General features: G+C 70.9%; 21 protein-coding genes. 15 read left to right on the top strand and 6 right to left on the bottom strand.

Going from position 1 to position 18,021, the window contains the following annotated elements:
* Positions 1–174: 174 nt before the first annotated feature.
* From rplS to LR269_RS10645, 4 genes are all read left to right on the top strand, one after another.
* Positions 175–522 carry a 50S ribosomal protein L19 gene (gene rplS / locus LR269_RS10630; protein ID WP_231430764.1) on the top strand — a complete coding sequence of 116 codons (348 nt, stop codon included), beginning with the start codon at positions 175–177 and terminating at the stop codon, positions 520–522.
* 82 nt (positions 523–604) lie between these two features.
* Positions 605–1,351, top strand: a complete 747-nt coding sequence (lepB, locus tag LR269_RS10635) for a signal peptidase I (protein WP_231430765.1) — start codon at positions 605–607, stop codon at positions 1,349–1,351.
* Positions 1,351–2,037, top strand: coding sequence for a ribonuclease HII (locus tag LR269_RS10640; RefSeq protein ID WP_231430766.1), 687 nt, complete (start codon positions 1,351–1,353; stop codon positions 2,035–2,037). The genes lepB and LR269_RS10640 overlap by 1 nt, the downstream gene beginning before the upstream one ends.
* A 6-nt stretch (positions 2,038–2,043) precedes the next feature.
* Positions 2,044–2,367 carry a DUF2469 family protein gene (locus LR269_RS10645; RefSeq protein WP_231430767.1) on the top strand — a complete coding sequence of 108 codons (324 nt, stop codon included), beginning with the start codon at positions 2,044–2,046 and terminating at the stop codon, positions 2,365–2,367.
* A 59-nt stretch (positions 2,368–2,426) separates the two neighbouring features.
* Here LR269_RS10645 and dprA read toward each other — a convergent pair whose 3' ends face one another.
* From dprA to LR269_RS10660, 3 genes are read right to left on the bottom strand one after another with little or no spacing between them, the layout of a single operon-like run.
* Complete coding sequence (gene dprA / locus LR269_RS10650) at positions 2,427–3,680, bottom strand: DNA-processing protein DprA (protein WP_231430768.1); 1,254 nt, start codon at positions 3,678–3,680, stop codon at positions 2,427–2,429.
* Entirely contained in the window at positions 3,677–5,212 is a 1,536-nt protein-coding gene (locus LR269_RS10655) for a YifB family Mg chelatase-like AAA ATPase (protein ID WP_231430769.1), read from the bottom strand. The genes dprA and LR269_RS10655 overlap by 4 nt, the downstream gene beginning before the upstream one ends.
* Positions 5,212–5,568 carry a YraN family protein gene (locus LR269_RS10660; RefSeq protein WP_231430770.1) on the bottom strand — a complete coding sequence of 119 codons (357 nt, stop codon included), beginning with the start codon at positions 5,566–5,568 and terminating at the stop codon, positions 5,212–5,214. Before LR269_RS10660 ends, LR269_RS10655 begins: the two co-directional genes overlap by 1 nt.
* Before the next feature lie 197 nt (positions 5,569–5,765).
* Between LR269_RS10660 and LR269_RS10665 the strand changes: the two genes are divergently transcribed.
* Both LR269_RS10665 and LR269_RS10670 read left to right on the top strand, forming a co-directional pair.
* The gene (locus LR269_RS10665) at positions 5,766–6,668 is read left to right on the top strand and encodes a phosphodiesterase (protein WP_231430771.1); all 903 of its coding nucleotides are present in this window, start codon (positions 5,766–5,768) and stop codon (positions 6,666–6,668) included.
* Positions 6,665–7,609, top strand: a complete 945-nt coding sequence (locus tag LR269_RS10670) for a tyrosine recombinase XerC (RefSeq protein ID WP_231430772.1) — start codon at positions 6,665–6,667, stop codon at positions 7,607–7,609. The genes LR269_RS10665 and LR269_RS10670 overlap by 4 nt, the downstream gene beginning before the upstream one ends.
* Positions 7,610–7,629: 20 nt before the next feature.
* Here the strand turns inward: LR269_RS10670 and LR269_RS10675 are convergent, their stop codons facing one another.
* Positions 7,630–8,223: a murein hydrolase activator EnvC gene (locus LR269_RS10675; RefSeq protein WP_231430773.1), complete on the bottom strand. Its 594-nt coding sequence runs from the start codon at positions 8,221–8,223 to the stop codon at positions 7,630–7,632.
* Between the two features lie 271 nt (positions 8,224–8,494).
* Between LR269_RS10675 and rpsB the strand changes: the two genes are divergently transcribed.
* From rpsB to LR269_RS10720, 9 genes are all read left to right on the top strand, one after another.
* Complete coding sequence (rpsB, locus tag LR269_RS10680; RefSeq protein ID WP_231430774.1) at positions 8,495–9,415, top strand: 30S ribosomal protein S2; 921 nt, start codon at positions 8,495–8,497, stop codon at positions 9,413–9,415.
* Between the two features lie 23 nt (positions 9,416–9,438).
* Positions 9,439–10,263, top strand: a complete 825-nt coding sequence (gene tsf, locus LR269_RS10685) for a translation elongation factor Ts (protein WP_231430775.1) — start codon at positions 9,439–9,441, stop codon at positions 10,261–10,263.
* A 173-nt stretch (positions 10,264–10,436) separates the two neighbouring features.
* Positions 10,437–11,168: a UMP kinase gene (gene pyrH / locus LR269_RS10690; RefSeq protein WP_231430776.1), complete on the top strand. Its 732-nt coding sequence runs from the start codon at positions 10,437–10,439 to the stop codon at positions 11,166–11,168.
* 109 nt (positions 11,169–11,277) lie between these two features.
* A complete protein-coding gene (frr, locus tag LR269_RS10695; RefSeq protein ID WP_231430777.1) occupies positions 11,278–11,832 on the top strand; it encodes a ribosome recycling factor in 555 nt (184 codons plus the stop codon).
* Between the two features lie 24 nt (positions 11,833–11,856).
* On the top strand, positions 11,857–12,840 hold the full coding sequence (locus LR269_RS10700; protein WP_231430778.1) for a phosphatidate cytidylyltransferase: 984 nt from the start codon (positions 11,857–11,859) through the stop codon (positions 12,838–12,840).
* Positions 12,841–12,860: 20 nt separating this feature from the next.
* Positions 12,861–13,415 (top strand): DivIVA domain-containing protein, encoded by a 555-nt coding sequence (locus tag LR269_RS10705; RefSeq protein WP_231430779.1) that lies wholly within the window; start codon positions 12,861–12,863, stop codon positions 13,413–13,415.
* A 129-nt stretch (positions 13,416–13,544) separates the two neighbouring features.
* Positions 13,545–14,123, top strand: coding sequence for a lytic transglycosylase domain-containing protein (locus LR269_RS10710; RefSeq protein WP_231430780.1), 579 nt, complete (start codon positions 13,545–13,547; stop codon positions 14,121–14,123).
* A 69-nt stretch (positions 14,124–14,192) separates the two neighbouring features.
* Positions 14,193–14,501: a hypothetical protein gene (locus tag LR269_RS10715; protein WP_231430781.1), complete on the top strand. Its 309-nt coding sequence runs from the start codon at positions 14,193–14,195 to the stop codon at positions 14,499–14,501.
* A gap of 17 nt (positions 14,502–14,518) precedes the next feature.
* Positions 14,519–15,250 (top strand): alpha/beta hydrolase, encoded by a 732-nt coding sequence (locus LR269_RS10720; protein ID WP_231432316.1) that lies wholly within the window; start codon positions 14,519–14,521, stop codon positions 15,248–15,250.
* 6 nt (positions 15,251–15,256) lie between these two features.
* On the opposite strand, the gene LR269_RS10725 is transcribed toward LR269_RS10720, so the two are convergent.
* A complete protein-coding gene (locus tag LR269_RS10725) occupies positions 15,257–16,321 on the bottom strand; it encodes an AI-2E family transporter (protein ID WP_231430782.1) in 1,065 nt (354 codons plus the stop codon).
* Between the two features lie 23 nt (positions 16,322–16,344).
* On the bottom strand, positions 16,345–17,997 hold the full coding sequence (locus tag LR269_RS10730) for a DivIVA domain-containing protein (protein WP_231430783.1): 1,653 nt from the start codon (positions 17,995–17,997) through the stop codon (positions 16,345–16,347).
* Positions 17,998–18,021: the final 24 nt, after the last annotated feature.

Here is an 18,021-nt window from a genome sequence, read left to right on the forward strand (position 1 = left end):
GCTGTCGGGCCGTCGGCATGGCACAATAGAGGATTGTGCCGCTGCAGGAGCGATCCTGCCGACGACTCTGCCTCCGGGGAGCATGCGACGCACGGTCACCGTGCGAGGCGGCACCAGACACTTTCCCATCAAGATCCGCGTTCGACCGGTGGCGGGCGCAGAGAGCGAATCATCATGCACATCCTCGACCATGTCGACGCGGCGAGCCTGCGTTCCGACATCCCGGAGTTCCGGGCGGGTGACACCGTCAAGGTGCACGTGAACATCATCGAAGGCACGCGCTCGCGCATCCAGGTCTTCCAGGGCGTCGTCATCGGCCGCTCGGGCGAAGGCGTGCGCGAGACCTTCACGGTCCGCAAGGTCAGCTTCCAGGTCGGCGTCGAGCGCAAGTTCCCGGTGCACTCCCCGGTCATCGACCACATCGAGGTCGTGACCCGCGGTGACGTGCGTCGCGCGAAGCTCTACTACCTGCGCAAGCTGCGCGGCAAGAAGGCGAAGATCAAGGAGAAGCGCGACGCCTGATCCGGCGCGCGTGAATCGCGGCCTGCCGCGAACTTCCGACCGAGCTCCCCACCATAGACTGGTGGGGAGCTCGGGCGGTTAAATGACAGAAGAAGACACCACCACGCGCGCAGATCGCGCGGGTACGGCAACGGCACGACGGCAGCGCAGCTTCCTCCTCTTCCTGAGGGACCTGCTCGTCATCTTCGTGGTGGCGGTGCTCGTTTCGTTCCTCATCAAGACGTTCCTCATCCGATCGTTCTTCATCCCATCGCAGTCGATGGAGGAGACGCTCGTGAAAGACGACCGCATCATCGTGAACCAGCTGGTGCCGGAGCTCACGCCGATCTCGCGCGGCGACGTGGTCGTCTTCAAGGATCCGGGGGGCTGGCTGACGTCGGTGCCCGAGCCGAACCAGCCGCCGCTCGTCGCGGCCGTCGACTGGTTCCTCGCGTTCGTCGGGCTGAGTGCGCCCGACTCGAACGACCACCTCGTGAAGCGCGTCATCGGGCTGCCGGGCGATCACGTCGAGTGCTGCAACGCGCTCGGCCAGATGAGCGTCAACGGGGTGCCGCTCGACGAGCCGTACATCTTCCTGCCGCCGGGCGACACGAAGGCCTCGGAGGTGGACTTCGACGAGGTCGTCCCCGACGACTCGCTCTGGGTCATGGGCGACAACCGCAACAACTCGAAGGACTCGCGCTACAACGCCGACACCCCGCTCAAGGGCTTCGTCCCGATCGAGAACGTCGTCGGTCGCGCGTTCGTCGTCAGCTGGCCGCTCTCGCACTGGTCGTGGCTCGACAACTACCCCGACGTGTTCGAGGGCGTCGACGAGGGTACGGGCTGATGCCGAAGCAGGCGATCCCGAACCTCAAGCTCGAGCGCGAGCTGTTCGACGAGGGGGCCCCGTTCGTGCTCGCCTGCGACGAGGTGGGCCGGGGTGCGCTCGCCGGCCCGGTCACGGTCGGACTGGTCGTCATCGACCAGACGGTCAGGCGCATGCCGACGGGGCTGCGCGACTCGAAGCTCATGACCGAGCCCCGCCGCGAGGCGATGGCGCCCCGAGCTGCCGCATGGGTCATGGCGGCTGCGGTCGGCGAGGCGTCGGCGAACGAGATCGACGCGCTCGGCATCATGGCCTGCCTGGGTCTGGCGGGGGCCAGGGCACTCGCCTCGCTGCCGGCAGAACTCGCCCCCGAGCTCCGTGGGGCGCCGCTCATCCTCGACGGCAACCACGACTGGCTGAGCCCGGCGATCGAGTACCGCGCCCGCGTGCGCACGCGCATCAAGGCCGACCGCGACTGCGCGTCGGTCGCTGCGGCGTCGGTCATCGCGAAGGTGCACCGCGACGGCGGCATGCGCCTGGCGCACACCGAGACCCCGTTGTACTCGTGGGACGAGAACAAGGGCTACTCGAGCCGCGCGCACTTCGCCGCGATCGACGAGCACGGTCCGAGCGACCTGCACCGCCGGACCTGGCTGCACGAGCGCGAGCGCGAGGCGCCGGCGTTGTTCGACCTCGGCGTAGGATGATTCGCGATGGATGAAGACGAGTTCGAAGACTACGACCGCGAGGTCGAGCTGGCCCTGTACCGCGAGTATCGCGACATCGTCGCGCAGTTCAAGTACGTGGTCGAGACCGAGCGACGGTTCTACCTCGCGAACGAGGTCGAACTCGTTCGACGCGACACCGAGCACGACTTCTACTTCGAGCTCACGATGAAGGACGTCTGGGTGTGGGACGTCTACCGAGCCGACCGTTTCGTGAAGAGCGTGCGCGTGCTCACCTTCAAGGACGTCAACGTCGAGGAGCTCGCCACCCGCGAGTTCGAGCTTCCGAAGGAGCTCGCGCTCGACGAGTGAGCCCGCGGGGGCCCGCTCCCCGGCACCGCTCCGAGAGGGCGGGGCCTCTGACTCACGGCTCATCGTCGTCGGATCCGTCGCGTCCAGAGCCCTCCGGTGTCGCGCCGGGCGTGCCCCTCGACCTCGAGTTCGGCGAGCGTGGACATGACATGTCCCGGCGACATACCGCTTCGGCGGGCCAGGTCGTCGACTCCGCGGGCCGCACGCGTGCTGAGCGCATCGAGCACGCGGAGCCCGTCGTGGCTCGGCTCGACGGGTGCGGACGTCGAAACTCGGCCGCCCGACGGGGAAGCCCCGCCGATGGCGGCGCCGAGGCCCGAGGCGAGTTCGGCCATCTGGGCCGCGTCGACGACGCAGATCGCGTCGCGTTCGCGGAAGAGCCGATGGCAGCCTGCTGACGCAGGACTCGTGACGGGCCCGGGCACCGCCCCGAGCGGTCGGCCGAGCTCGGTGGCGTGCGTGGCGGTGTTGAGCGAGCCCGACCGCAGTCCGGCCTCGAGCACGACGGTCGCATCGCCGGCCGCGGCGATGAGTCGGTTGCGCATGAGGAACCGCCACTTCGACGGCGCGGTGCCGCACGCGACCTCCGAATAGACGGCGCCCGTCTCGGCGATGCGTGAGAGCAGTGCCTCGTGACCGCTGGGGTAGTAGCGGTCGATCCCGCCGGCGAGGAACGCGACCGTCGTCCCGTCGCTCGCGAGCGCGGCCCGGTGCGCCGTGCCGTCGATGCCGTATGCGCCGCCCGAGACGATCGCGAACCCGCGGTCCACGAGCCCGGCCGAGGCCTCGGCGGTGACGTGCTGGCCATAGCCGGTGGCCGCCCTGGCGCCCACGAGCGAGATGGTGGCCTGCCCCTCGGCGAGGGCCTCCGGGCGCCCTCGCACCCACAGCGAGACCGGCGCGGCCGCGCCCAGATCGTCGATGCGCCACGGCCACTCGGGATCGCCCGGTACGAGCAGGCGCGCCCCGACGCGCGCCGCCTGCACGAGCGAGCGGGCGAAGGCCTCGTCGTCGAGGCGCGGTCGCCACCGCCCGAGCGCCTGCACGGCCGACTGCAGGGTCGCCGTCTCGCCGTCGCGGCCCAGCACCTCGGCGAGCGCCGAAGCGGGTGCCCCGCCGGCGACGAGGCCTGCGACGGCGCGGGCGCCGGCAGCGGCGACCGCCCTGCCGAGCACGCCGTCGCCGGGTTCGGCCAGGAACCCGAGCAGTGCCCGGGCCTCGGCATCGGCGCGGCGCTCGTCGCCGGTGCGGGCATGTGCGCGGACGGCGTCGAACACGGCGGCGTCGACATGGCGGAACGGGTCGGTGCTCATGCCTCTGCTCCCGTCTTGAAGAAGCTCGCGCGGCCGACGTGCTCGGCTCCGGGCGATCCGGCCCCCGCGAGATCGGCGAGGGTCCACGCGACCTTGAGGATTCGGTCGTAGCCGCGCATCGTGATGGCACCGAGCTCGAGCATCCGGTCGATGCCCTTCGTGGCTGCGCCGCCGGGATGCAGCCGGCCGGCGCCGCGCAGCCAGGTACCGGGCATCTCCGCGTTGGTGCGCCACGGCGTACCGCGCAGGCGTTCGGCCGCCGCCAGCCTCGCCTCGCCGACGCGATGTCGTGCTTCGGCGGTCGAGACGGTCGAACCGTCGCCGGCCAGGCGCATCGCCGCCACGGTGATGCGAGGCACCCGCAGCTGGAGGTCGATCCGGTCGAGCAGCGGGCCCGAGAGTCGAGCGAGATAGCGCCGCTGCACGATCGGCGCGCACGTGCAGTCGCTCGTGCCCGCATTGCCGCACGGGCACGGGTTGGAGGCGAGGACGAGCTGGAAGCGCGCCGGGAACGTGGCGACGGCGTTCGCGCGATGGATCGAGATCGTGCCCGACTCGATGGGCTGCCGCAGCACGTCGAGCACCGCCCTCGGGAACTCCGGGGCCTCGTCGAGGAAGAGCACCCCGTGGGTCGCGCGGGCGGCGGCCCCCGGACGGATCATCCGGCTGCCGCCACCGACGATCGCCGCCGCCGTCGCGGTGTGGTGCGGCGCCTCGAACGGGGGACGGAACGAGAGCGACCCGTTGGGACGGAGGCCGGCGAGCGATCGGATCGACGCGACCTCGAGCGCGGCGTCGGCATCGAGATCGGGCAGCAGGCCGGGCAGCCGCGCCGCGAGCATCGTCTTGCCGGCACCGGGCGGCCCCAGGAGGGAGAGGTGGTGTCCGCCTGCGGCGGCCACGAGCATCGCATCGACGGCGTCCGTGTTGCCCGCGACGTCGGCGAGATCGCCGGGCAGCTCGCAGACGACGTCGTCGACGGCGGGGGCCTCGACCGCTGCCACCTCGCGCGGAGGGTACGCGGCGCCGTGCCAGATCGCCGCCTCCAGGAGCGACGCGACCCCGACGACGCGCACCCCGGGGACGAGTGCCGCCTCGGCGGCGTTGGCGGTCGGCACCATCACGAGGTCGTGCCCCGCCCTCGCCGCCGCGAGCACCGCCGGCAGGACGCCGTCGATCGGGCGGAGGCGCCCGTCGAGCCCGAGTTCGCCGAGATGCACGACCCGGTCGATCGACGCCGTCGGCACCTCGCCCGCGGCGCCGAGGCAGGCGAGCGCGATCGCGAGGTCGAACCCCGACCCGTGCTTCGGGAGGGCGGCAGGGGAGAGGTTCACCGTGAGTCGTCGGGTCGGCAGCGGGCACCCGGCGTTGCTGGCGGCCGAACGGACACGGTCGCGGGCCTCGCCGAGTGCGGCATCGGGCAGCCCGATGATGACGACGGCGGGCAGTTGCGAGGAGAGGTCGGCTTCGACCTCGACGATCGATCCCGTGAGGCCGAGCAGGGCGACGGAGCGCGTCCGGGCGACCGACATCAGCTCACCCCCTCGAGGTGCTCGATGACCACCGCACCGGAGGGCGGCGCGAGGACCGAGACGGCGTCGATCCTGATGAGGTCGGCGCGCGCGCCGGTCTGGTCGCACCAGGCCGCCGCGAGTCGTCGGAGTCGCGCGAGCTTGCGCGGCGTGATCGACTCGAACGGGTGGCCGTAGCCGGCCCCCGAGCGTGTCTTCACCTCGACGAACACGAGGGTCGCACCCGCACGGGCCACCAGGTCGACTTCGCCGAGCGCACAGCGCCAGTTCCGGTCGACGACCGTCATGCCGGCGCCTTCGAGATGCTCGGCGGCGAGCTGTTCGCCACGTCGTCCGAGTTCGGTGTTGTGGTTCATCGGCACCACCTCCGCGTCCAGCGTCGACCGTCTAGGACGGCGGTCCGCCATCGACTGCCGTCGAACCGACGGATCCGTCGCACCCCGAGCTGTCGAGGAGGGGTCGCCCGCACTGTCGAGGACGGGTGCACCGGCACGCCCGGCGTCGTCCGCGGACGTGTCGGCGCCCACGTCTAGGCTGGCCGCGAGGAGGACCCGTGCACCCACGACTCGGCTTGTATCCGGCGGCGCGAACCGTCATCGCGCACGTGAGCGACACCCACCTGCTCGCGGGCGGCGCGCCGCTCGGTGGAGTCGCCGACACCGAGGGCGCGCTCGCGCAGGCTGCGACGCAGCTGCGGAGGCTCGGTCCGGCGCTCGACGCCATCGTGGTGACCGGCGACGTGGCCGACCTCGGCGAACCCGACGCGTACGCCCGCGCACGCGCGGCACTCGAGCCGGTCGCCGCCGGCGCCGGTGCCCGCCTCGTCTGGGTGATGGGCAACCACGACGAACGTGCGCCCTTCCGTACCGAGCTCCTCGACGAGCCCGCGAGCGACGACCCCGTGCACCAGGTGTTCGACCTCGACGGGCTCCGCATCGTCGCACTCGACTCGAGCGTGCCGGGCTACCACCACGGCGAGCTGGACGCCTCGGCGCTGGCGTGGCTCGACGGGGTGCTGTCGGTGCCGGCACCACGGGGCACGGTGCTCGCGCTCCATCATGCGCCGATCCCGACCCCGCTCGTCCTCATGGACGTGCTCGAGCTCCGCGGGCAGCGCGCGCTCGCCGAGGTCGTCTGGGGTCGCGACGTACGGCTCATCCTCGGCGGGCACCTGCACTATCCGACGCAGGGAATGTTCGCAGGGGTGCCGGTCGCGGTCGCGGGGGCGACGGCGTACACGATGGACCTCTCGGCGCCGCCGCGCGAACTCGTCGGCGTCGACGGCGGTCGCTCCTTCTCGCTCGTCCATCTCTTCGACGATGCGGTCACCAGCTCGGTCGTCCCGCTGCCACCCGGCCAGGTGGTCACCCGATTCGACGAGGCGTATCTCGCCGAGCTCGAGTCCCTCGAACCGGCCCGACGGCTCGACCGGTTCTCACGCAAGCCGGAATCATGAACCTCGACGCGGCCATCGACGACTACCTCGGCGGCGTCCGTGCGGAGCGAGGCTACTCGGAGCACACCGTCGCCGCCTACCGGGCCGACCTCCTCGACCTGGCGACGTTCGCGGAGTCGCACGGCGTCGGCGATGCGCGCGACCTCGACCTCGCGCTGCTTCGCGACTGGCTCTGGGCGTCGACCGAGCGCGGTCTCGCCCGGTCGAGCATCGCCCGGCGCGCGGCCTCGGCGCGCGGGCTGACGGCGTGGCTCACCCGCCAAGGCGAACTGGCCGCCGATCCCGGCGCGCGTCTTCGGGCGCCGCGCGCCCAGCGTGCGCTGCCGCGGGTGGTCACGGCCGATGCGCTCGCCGCCGCGCTCGCGCGCCTGGAGGCGCGCGCCGTGACGACGGGGGATCCGATCGCGGCGCGAGACGTCGCGATCGCCGAGCTCCTGTACGCGTCGGCGCTTCGAGTCTCGGAGCTCGTCGGCATCGATCGCGGCGATCTCGACCGGCGGCGCCGCACGGTCCGCGTGCTCGGCAAGGGGTCGAAGGAGCGCGTCGTGCCGTACGGCGCTCCCGCAGCGCGGGCGCTCGACCGCTATCTCGATGCCGCCCGGGGCGAGATCCTCGCCGCGGCCGACGAACGGCACGGCGACGCGTCGTCACGTGCGCCGACGACCGAGGCCGTCTTCGTCGGCGAGCGGGGGGCTCGGTTGGGCACGCGCAGCGTGTACCGCCTCGTCGCCGGCCTGCTCGCGCAGATCCCCGGCACCGGCCCGAGCGGGCCGCACACCTTCCGGCACACCGCGGCGACCCACCTGCTCGACGGCGGCGCCGATCTTCGGGCCGTGCAGGAGTTCCTCGGCCATGCGAGCCTCGGCACCACCCAGATCTACACGCACGTGTCGGCCGAGCGCCTGAAGGAGAGCTACCGCACCGCGCATCCGCGGGCGTGAGCCGCCTTTCGAGGCGATCGTCACGACAGCGGCAGCAGCACCGACCTGGGCAATCCGCCGAAGAACAGGAAGGGCGAGACGTACTCGCCGTCGACCCTGATGCCGAAGTGCACGCAGTCGCCCTCGCAGTGGCCGCCGCGGTCGACGGCACCGATCCGATCGCCTGCGGCGAGCAGGTCGCCCTCCCGCACGAGCGCGGTGATCGGCTCGATGGAGCTGATGACGCCGTCGCCGTGGTCGATCGACACGACGCCCCGGCCCGCGACCATGCCGGCGAAGCGGACGGTGCCACCCGCGGCGGCGACGACGGTCGCGCCGGGTGCGACCGCGAGGTCGATGCCGCGGTGTCCGGCCGAGTAGGGCGTCGGCGGAGCACGGAACGGTGCGACGACCCTGATGGGCGCCGGCGCGGGCCAGACCCACTGCAACGGCCCCCGAGCCGGGCCCGTCGCCCCCGCGGGGGTCGGAGCGCGATCGAGCGCGGAAGCCGTGGGCGAGGTCGCGCCGCCCACAGCGGCGAGTAGGCCCACGACGAGGCAGGACAGTGCGGCGACGGTCCAGGCGGCTCGTCGAGGCCGCGGACGGGTCGGAACGGAACGGTCGAGATCATCCATCCACCGATCGTGCGTCGGCGGGAGGCATCCCCTCGGCGGAAGCCGCGGCTTGTGGGCTGCGGTGCCCCTGCCGCGGTTGGGGAGGACGGGTGCCGATGGTAGAGTATCCGGAGCGCCTCGCATGTCGAGGTGACTACGCGTGCCCATTCGGCAGCCGACTCCATTCAGTCCGACCCGCTCATCGCGAGCGAGACCGGCGGAGCCGTGCCGGGCACCAGGGCTCCCGGCCGCCGGCCGGTTGCGACAACTGAGAACAGAAGGAGAACGGCTCATGGCCGTCGTCACCATTCGCCAGCTGCTCGACAGCGGCGTGCACTTCGGGCACCAGACCCGCCGCTGGAACCCGAAGATGAAGCGCTTCATCTTCACCGAGCGCTCGGGCATCTACATCATCGACCTGCAGCAGTCGCTCGCCTACATCGACAAGGCCTACGACTTCGTCCGCGAGACGGTCGCCCACGGCGGCACCATCCTCTTCGTCGGCACGAAGAAGCAGGCGCAGGAGTCGATCGCCGAGCAGGCGACCCGCGTCGGCCAGCCCTACGTCAACCAGCGTTGGCTCGGCGGCCTCCTCACCAATTTCCAGACGGTCTCCAAGCGCCTCGCGCGCATGAAGGAGCTCGAGGAGCTCGACTTCGAGGGCACCACGAGCGGCTTCACCAAGAAGGAGCTCCTCATCAAGAAGCGCGAGCTCGACAAGCTGCACAAGTCGCTCGGCGGCATCCGCAACCTGTCGAAGACGCCGTCGGCCCTCTGGGTGGTCGACACCAAGAAGGAGCACCTCGCGATCGACGAGGCCAAGAAGCTCGGCATCCCCGTCATCGGCATCCTCGACACCAACTGCGACCCCGACGAGGTCCAGTACCCGATCCCGGGCAACGACGACGCGATCCGCTCGGTGAGCCTGCTCACCCGCATCATCGCCGACGCCGCCGCAGAGGGGCTCATCGAGCGCCACCAGAAGCCTGAAGAGGCCGGCAACGTCTCGGCCGTCGAGCCGCTCGCCGAGTGGGAGCAGGAGCTCCTCCAGCAGGGCGCCGCGACCGAGAAGACCGCCGAGACCGAGGCCGAGGCCAAGGCCGAGGCTGCTGAGGTCGTCGACGAGGCCGCGACCGAGATCGCTGCGACCGAGTCGGCCGCCGACGTCGAAGGCGCAGAGGCCGCCGAGGCCGCCGCCACCCCCGCCGAATAAGTCCCCGAAGGAGACAGCCACACATGGCAATCAGCATCGCTGACATCAAGGCCCTGCGCGAGCAGCTCGGCACGGGCATGGTCGACACGAAGAAGGCGCTCGAGGAGGCCGGTGGCGACCTCGAGAAGGCCACCGAGATCCTGCGCCTGAAGGGCGCCAAGGGCAACGCGAAGCGCGCCGACCGCTCGACGAGCGAGGGCCTTGTCGCCGCCAAGGAGTCGCCCGCCGGCTACACGATGATCCAGCTCGCCTGCGAGACGGACTTCGTCGCGAAGAACGACAAGTTCATCGCGCTCGCCGACAAGGTGCTCGACGCGGTCGCCGCCGCCGGTGCCGCCGACGTCGAGGCCGCTCTCGCGGCGCCGGTCGACGGCAAGACCGTCGGCGAGGTCATCGACGAGCAGGCCGCCACGCTCGGCGAGAAGGTCGAGCTCGCGAAGGTCGTCACCCTCTCGGGCGACGAGTTCGCGGTCTACCTGCACAAGACGTCGAAGGACCTGCCGCCGCAGATCGGCGTGCTCGTCGCCTACACGGGTGCCGACGCCGAGACCGCTCGCGGGATCGCGCAGCACATCGCGATGTTCGACCCGTCGTTCATCTCGCGCGACGAGGTTCCGACCGATGTCGTCGAGAAGGAGCGCGAGCTCGTCACCGAGATCAGCCGCAACGAGGGCAAGCCCGAGGCCGCCCTGCCGAAGATCGTCGAGGGCCGCCTCACCGCGTTCTTCAAGCAGGTCGCCCTGCTCGAGCAGGACTACGCCCGCGACAACAAGCAGCAGGTCAAGAAGATCCTGGACGACGCCGGTCTCACCGTGACCGGGTTCGCCCGCTTCAAGGCCACGGCGTAACGCCGACATGAGGGAGTCCGGATCGTCCATTCGATCCGGGCTCCCTTTTCCATGCGCGGATGCTTCGCCGTGCTCGTCCTCGGACGACGCCGCGCCGCGCGCCTCGACCGGATGCTGTGCACCCGGTCGGGTGAAGCACTAGTTTTGACACGGGCACCGGAAGGACGGCGGGGATGACGGAACGCAAGCGCAGGGTGATGCTGAAGCTCTCGGGAGAGGCATTCGGCGGGGGAGCGCTCGGGGTCAACCCCGACGTCGTGAGCGCCCTCGCGCGCGAGATCGCCGATGCGGCGCAGACGGTCGAGGTCGCGATCGTCGTCGGCGGCGGCAACTTCTTCCGCGGCGCGGAGCTCAGCCAGCGCGGCATGGATCGCGGTCGCGCGGACTACATGGGCATGCTCGGCACCGTCATGAACTCGCTCGCGCTCCAGGACTTCCTCGAGCAGGCCGGCGCAGAGACCCGCGTCCAGTCGGCGATCTCGATGACCCAGGTCGCCGAGCCGTACATCCCGCGTCGCGCCGAGCGGCACCTCGAGAAGGGCCGCGTCGTGATCTTCGGCGCGGGTGCGGGGCTCCCGTACTTCTCGACCGACACCGTCGCCGCGCAACGAGCGCTCGAGATCGATGCCGACGTGGTGCTCGTCGCGAAGAACGGCGTCGACGGCGTCTACTCGGACGACCCCCGGACGAACCCCGACGCCACGAAGATCGACCGCATCAGCTACCAGGAGGCGCTGCAGCGCGGCCTCAAGGTCGTCGACTCGACCGCCTTCAGCCTCTGCATGGACAACGGCATGCCGATGCAGGTGTTCGGCATGGAGCCGGCCGGCAACGTCACGGCGGCGATCCTCGGCGCCGACCTCGGCACCGTCGTGAGCAACGGCGTGGAGTCGTCGAACCGATAGAACCCGACCGCGCCGGGCCGTGACGCCGAACGTGGCGTCGCGGCGAGCAACGGTGTGGACCCGGCCAGTCGATAGACTGGCACGAGTAGCGAACCGTAAAGGAGTTCCCGTGATCGCGGATGTACTTTCCGATGCCACCGCACGCATGCAGAAGGCGGTCGAAGTCGCCAAGGACGACTTCGCCACCGTGCGTACGGGGCGGGCGAACCCCCAGCTCTTCCAGAAGATCATGGTGAGCTACTACGGCACGCCGACGCCGCTCGCGCAGCTCGCGTCGCTGCAGAACCCCGAGGCGCGCACGCTGGTCGTCACGCCCTACGACAAGGGCGCGCTGCGCGACATCGAGCAGGCGATCCGCGACACCCCGAACCTGGGCGCCAACCCGACGAACGACGGCAACCTCATCCGCGTGACGCTGCCCGAGCTGACGGAGGAGCGCCGCAAGGAGTACGTCAAGATGGTCCGTTCGAAGGCCGAAGACGCGAAGGTGTCGGTCCGCAACATCCGCCGCAAGGCGAAGGACGACCTCGACGCGCTCAAGGGCGAGGTCGGCGACGACGAGGTCGGGCGCGGCGAGAAGGAGCTCGAGCAGATCACGAAGACGCACGTCGACGCGATCGACGAGGCCCTCAAGCGCAAGGAAGCCGAACTCCTCGAGGTCTGAGGGCTCGGGGGCTGAGGGAGGGCCATGTCAGGCGTCCCAGAAGAGGGTCAGTCGGACGCCGGGGGGCAGGACCGCACCGCGCGCGACGATTTCCGCGCACAGGTCACGGCGCGCAAGGCCGACCTCGAGCGTCAGTTCGAGGCATCCAAGGCGCAGTTCGACGAGGCCCAGGAACGGATCAAGGCGCGCACGGGTCGCAACCTCATCGTCGCGATCCTCATCGGGCTCGTGTTCGGCGGCGCGCTGCTGCTGAGCCTGCTCGTCGTCAAAGAGCTCTTCATGCTCTTCGCCGTCGTGATCGCCGGGTTCGCGAGCTACGAACTCGCGCAGGCACTCCGCAAGGGCGACCTCCGCGTGCCGCGGCCACCGACCGTGGCGGTCGCGGTGATCGCGGTGCCCGTCGCCTACTACGGCGGTGCGGGCGGGCAGTTCCTCGCGGTCGTCGCGGGAGTCGCGATCGTGACGGCGTGGAGGCTCGTCGAGCAGGCACTGCCGTCCCGCCGGACCGACGGCGCGGCGCTCGGGCGAGACCTCGCCGCAGGTGCGTTCGTGCAGGGATACGTGACGTTCCTCGCAACGTTCGCGGTCGTGCTGACCGCCGCCGACGGTGGACAGTGGTGGACCCTCGCGTTCATCGTGCTGGCGGTCGCCGCCGACACCGGGGCCTACGCGTTCGGTCTCATGTTCGGCAAGCACAAGATGGCGCCCGTGATCAGCCCGAAGAAGACCTGGGAGGGCTTCGCCGGCGGCGCCGCGACGAGCCTGGTCGCCGGTGTGCTGCTCGCCCTGTTCATGCTCGGCGAGCCGTGGTGGTTCGGGCTCGTCTTCGGCGGTGCGATCTTCCTCACCGCCACGCTCGGCGATCTCGTCGAATCGCTCGTCAAGCGCGACATCGGCATCAAGGACATGAGCTCGTGGCTGCCGGGCCACGGCGGGTTCCTCGACCGGCTCGATTCGATCCTGCCGTCGGCGGCCGTCGCCTTCGTGGCGTTCCGGCTCTTCGGATGAGCGTGCGCGATACTGGTGCAGTGGATTCGACGTTCCCGCGCGCCAGAAAGCCCAGACTCGGGTACAAGATCGATCAGGTCGAGGAGTTCCTGCAGCTCGCCCGCCGTGCCTACGACGGCACGGCGACGCCGGGTGACGAGCCGATGACGAGCGAGCGCATCCGGCTGACCGCCTTCGCGATGCAGAAGGGCGGCTATTCGACGGAGCACGTCGACGCAGCGCTCGCCCGCCTGGAGGACGCGTTCGCCGCCCAGGAGCGGCAGGATGCGGCCCGGCTGCACGGCGACGAGGCGTGGCTGCGCGAGGCGCGCCTGACCGCGCAGGTGGTCTCCAACCGGCTCGCGCGGCCCGAGGGCGAGCGGTTCGAGCGAATGAATCCGCTCGTGCTCGGCTACAGCGTCCGCGAGGTCGACAAGTTCGCCGACAAACTCACCCGGTACTTCAGAGACGGTTGGCCCATCTCCGTCGAGGACGTCCGCTCGGTCGTCTTCGCGACCCAGCGCGGCGGGTACCGCGAGGCGCAGGTCGACCTCGTGCTCGACGCCGTCGTCGACGTCATGCTGGCGGTCCGGTGAGCCCGCGCGCGGCATTGGCCCGTCCGGCCGCCACTCCGCTACACTCGTCGAATCGTGGGTAGGCATGCAGGATCGGGCGAGGCGGCGCAGCCGTCGTCCCCGACCGTTCCCAGAATCACCCGCGGGCCCGTGAAGCAGGCCGCGACCGTCGTCTTCGCGTTCCTCGCCTCGGTCAGCTTCGTGCTGGTGAACATCGTCGACCCGTACAGCGGGGCGACCGCTTCGCCCGACTTCGCGCAGGGCGACCGGTTCGGCGGCGAGGCCGTGCAGTCGATCGCCGCCGGCGGCGACTACGAGGTCACCGTCGACGGGCACGAGCAGTACGTCGTCGAGGAGAAGCCCGAGCCGGTCGTGGAGCCGGCTTCGTCCGGCGCCGGTTGGGCACCGCCCGCGGTGACGCCCGACCCGGGCTCCGCGCAGGCATACGCCGCCGGTGCCGTCGCCGCACGCGGCTGGCCCACCTCGGAGTTCGACTGCCTCGTCGCGCTCTGGAACAAGGAGTCGGGCTGGCGGGTCAACGCCTACAACGCCGGGAGCGGCGCCTACGGCATCCCGCAGGCCCTGCCCGGGTCGAAGATGGCGACCGCGGGGGCCGACTGGGAGACGAACGCGGCGACGCAGATCGAATGGGGTCTCGGCTACGTCTCGGGCCGCTACGGCACGCCCTGCGGCGCCTGGGCCCACTCCGAGTCGGTCGGCTGGTACTGAGCCGGGCCGTCCAGCCGAGGCATCCTCGGCGATGCGGCCTCGATGCGCGGCCGTTCTAGACTTGGACGCATGGCACGCTCGAACCGACCCCGGTCGCGTGCCGCCCGTGCACGCGAGGGGCACCCCGAGCTCGACGTCGATCGGCTGAGCGCCGGCTGGCGCCGCACCGAGGTGCGCGCGGGCCGCGAATGGAACGTGCAGCCCGTCTCCGAGGCGCAGGCCGTCAAGGCGTACGTGTGCCCGGGGTGCGGCCTCGAGGTCGCACCGGGTGTCGCGCATCTCGTCGCCTGGCGGGCCGACGGCGTGCTGGGCGACGCGGCCGACCTTGCGGCGCGTCGGCATTGGCACACGCACTGCTGGAGGTTGGGCGCACGGTGAACGAGACGGATGACACGATCGAGATCCGATCGGGAGTCGAGCTTCCGGCCCGCCGGGAGGAGATCGAACTGCACACGGCAGACGGCCTGCGCCTCGTCGGCGAGCTGGCGCTGCCCCTCGAGCGCGATCCCGTCGCGACGCTCGTCACGCTGCATCCGTTGCCGACGGCCGGCGGCTTCATGGACTCGCACATCCTGCGCAAGGCCGCCGCGCGGCTCCCCGCGCTGGCCGACCTCGCTGTGCTGCGGTTCAACACGCGAGGCACGGCGTCGCCGCGCGGGCGCAGCGAGGGCGAGTTCGGCGACGGCGTCGCCGAGCGGGCGGATGTCGCGGCGGCGATGTCGTTCGTGCAGCAGCGCGGACTCCCGCACCCGTGGCTGGTCGGGTGGTCGTTCGGCACCGAGCTCGCCCTGAAGTACGGGCTCGAGCACGGCATCGACGGCGCGATCCTGCTCTCGCCCCCGCTGCACCGCACGAGCACGGCCGAACTCGCACGCTGGTCGACCGCGAGCCCCGCGCTCGTCGCCCTCATCCCCGAGCACGACGACTACCTCAGGCCGGCCGAGGCGGCCGAACGCTTCTCCGGGCTGCCGAAGCTGCGGCGCATCGACGTCGCCGGCGGGCGCCACCTGTGGGTGGGGGAGACGCAGACGCGGCGCGTGCTCGACGAGATCGTGGCCGCGGTGAACCCCGAGGCTGCGCCGCTGCCGACTCGGTGGCCTGCGGCGTCCGCCTCCGACGAGGACTGAGCCGGCTCAGCGTTCGTTCTGGCGCGGTATGACGACCTGCTTGATGATGAGCAGGATGGCGGCGGCGACCGGGATGGCGACGAGCGCACCGAGGATGCCGCCGAGCGCGCCGCCGGCGAGGGCGGCGATCACGACGAGGGCGCCGGGCACCTTCACCGCCCGATGCATGATGCGCGGGCTCAGGATGTACGCCTCGACCTGCATGTAGACGATGTAGTAGATCGCCGCCGCGAGGGCGGTGATGGGCGAACCGAGGCCGGGAATCAGGCAGACGAGCACGATCACGATCGAGCCCGAGAGCGTGCCGACGAGCGGCACGAGCGAGAACATGAAGGCGAGGAACGCGAGCACGGCCGGGAACGGCGCACGGATGATCGACAGGTAGATGAAACTCAGCACCCCGTTCACCGCCGCGAGCGAGACCTGACCCAGCACGTAGCGGCCGACCGACTGCGTGATCTGCTCGGTGAGGTCGGCGAACCTGGCGCGCCGCGACGCCGGCACGAGCTGGTACGTGGCGCGCTTCATCGTGTTCAGCGACGCGGCGAAGTAGAGCATCAGGATGAACACGATCACGACCGCGAAGACGCCCGAGCCGATGGCGATCGCGACCTGCAGCACGCCGCCCGCGAGCTCGGAGAGCTTGTCGGGGTTGGTGAAGAAGTCGGTGAGGCCCGTCGTGACCTGCGCGTTGATCTCCTCGACCTGCAGCTGCGGGAACTGCTCCTGGAGCACGGCGAGCCAGTCCTGCGAGTTGAACCGCTCGATGATGCCGGGGATCTCCTCGACGAGGTCGCCGATCTGATCGACGATGATCGGGACGACGGCGAGCACGAGCGCGGCGACGATGATGCCGACCCCGCTCATCACGATGAGGATCGCGGACCAACGCGGAAGCCCTCGGCGCTCGAGCCAGCTGATCGCCGGGTCGAGGCCGAGGGCCAGGAAGAGCGCCGCTCCGATGTAGGTGATGATCGTCGAGAGGCTGACGATCGAGGTCAGGATGAACAGGCCGACGCCGACACCGAGGGTGCCGACGAGGCCGATGCGGAACGCGTTGAGGATCTTCACGGAACCACCGCGCCCCTTCCGGACTACTTCGTGTCGGCTGCGACCTGCTCGGCCTGCGTCAGCACGCCGCGCAGGCTCTCGAAGTAGCCGGCGACCGCGTCGCGCTCGATCCTAATCTGCGAGAGCCGGTCCTCGGCGTCGGCGACGAGCGCACGAGTGCGCTCCTCTGCGTCGGCGATGAGCTTGCGCGCCTGGTCGTGCGCAGCGGAGATGCGCTCGGACGCCTCCTGCTCGGCCTTCTCGCGGATGCCGGAGATCGCCGAGCGCGCCTCCGTCTCGAGACGCTCGGACTCGGCGCGGCTCTCGGCCGTGCGGGCGCTCGTCTCGGCGAGCTCGGCGTTCGCGTCGTCGAGGAACTTCTGCGTCTGGGCGACCGCCTCCTGGTGGGCGGCGAGCAGCTCCTGCTCGGCCTCGTCGCGCTTGGCGGTGAGCTCGGACTCGAGGTCCAGGCGGCTCTTCTCGATCTCACGTCGCATGCGGTTGACCTCGTGCGTGGTCTTCTTCCGCATGGCGGTGAGCTGGTTGTCGAGATCGATGCGCGCCTGCTCGGCCTCGGCCTCGAAGTCGGCGCGGGCCTGCTCCTGCTCGAGGGCGAGGTCGGCGCGCATCTGGTCGAGGTCGGCGGCGTGCTTCGCGCGGATGCGCTCGAGCTCGTGCTGCAGCTTCAGGCGTGCCGACTCGGCTTCTCGCTCGAGGTCGACCGCCGACTGCTCGCGCTCCTCGGCGAGCGCCGCGCGACCGGTCGCGAGCTCGCGCTCGAGGTCGGTGCGGGCCTGCTCGAGCTCGTGCGCGAGAGCGGCGCGACGCTCTTCGATCTCCGCGTCGATGGCGGCGCGGGCCTCGGCGGACTCGCGCTCGAGGTCGAGGCGCGACTGCTCGGTCTCGCGGGCGAGGTCGATGCGCGCCTGTTCCGTCTCCTTCGCGAGCTCGGCCCGTGCCCGGTCGAGTTCGACGGCGACCTCCGCGCGGGTCTGCTCGGTCTCCTGCGTGAGCCCGGCGGCGGTGGCCCGGGCCTCGCTCGCCTCGGTGTTCGCAGCGAGGAGGATCTCGGAGGCCTTGCGCTCCGCCGCGGAGATGACCGCGGCGGACTCGCGCTTCGCGCTCGAGCGAAGCTCGGCCGTCTCGGTCGCGACCGCGCCCCGGATCGCCCCAGCGTCGCGGGCGGCGTCCTGGCGGAGCTGCTCGCTCGTCTCGTGGGCGCGGGCGACCATGTCGTCGACCTCGGCCCGGGCGTTCTCGACGACGCGGCTCGCCTGCGCGCGGGCCTCGCCGAGCGTGCGCTCGGCGAACTCCTGTGCATCGGAGCGCATGAGGTGCGCCTCGTCCTCGGCGGCGCGGCGGAGCTTCTCGGCGTCGATGTCGGCCTGGGCGATGAGGCGGGTGGACTGCTCCTCGGCGACGCGCAGCGTGTTCTCGAGCTTCGTGCCGAGCCCCGAGAAGGTCGGACTGCCGACCTCTTCGAGCTCGGCGGTGAGCTCGTCGATACGGGCCAGCAGGCGCTTGTTCTCCTTCACCGTGTCCGCGGACTGGGTGTTCGCGGCGATGATGTCGCGACGAAGGCCGTTGATGGCCTTGTCCACCTCGTCCTTGTCGTATCCGCGGAACACCTGTGTGAACTCGGTCTCTTCGACGGCCATGCTTCCTCCGGGTCGTGTCCCGCGTTTGTGGGGGCTCATGCGGGAATCGTTCTGATTGTACGG

This window comes from Agromyces sp. S2-1-8 (assembly GCF_021129215.1).
GTDB classification, from domain to species: Bacteria; Actinomycetota; Actinomycetes; order Actinomycetales; family Microbacteriaceae; genus Agromyces; species Agromyces chromiiresistens.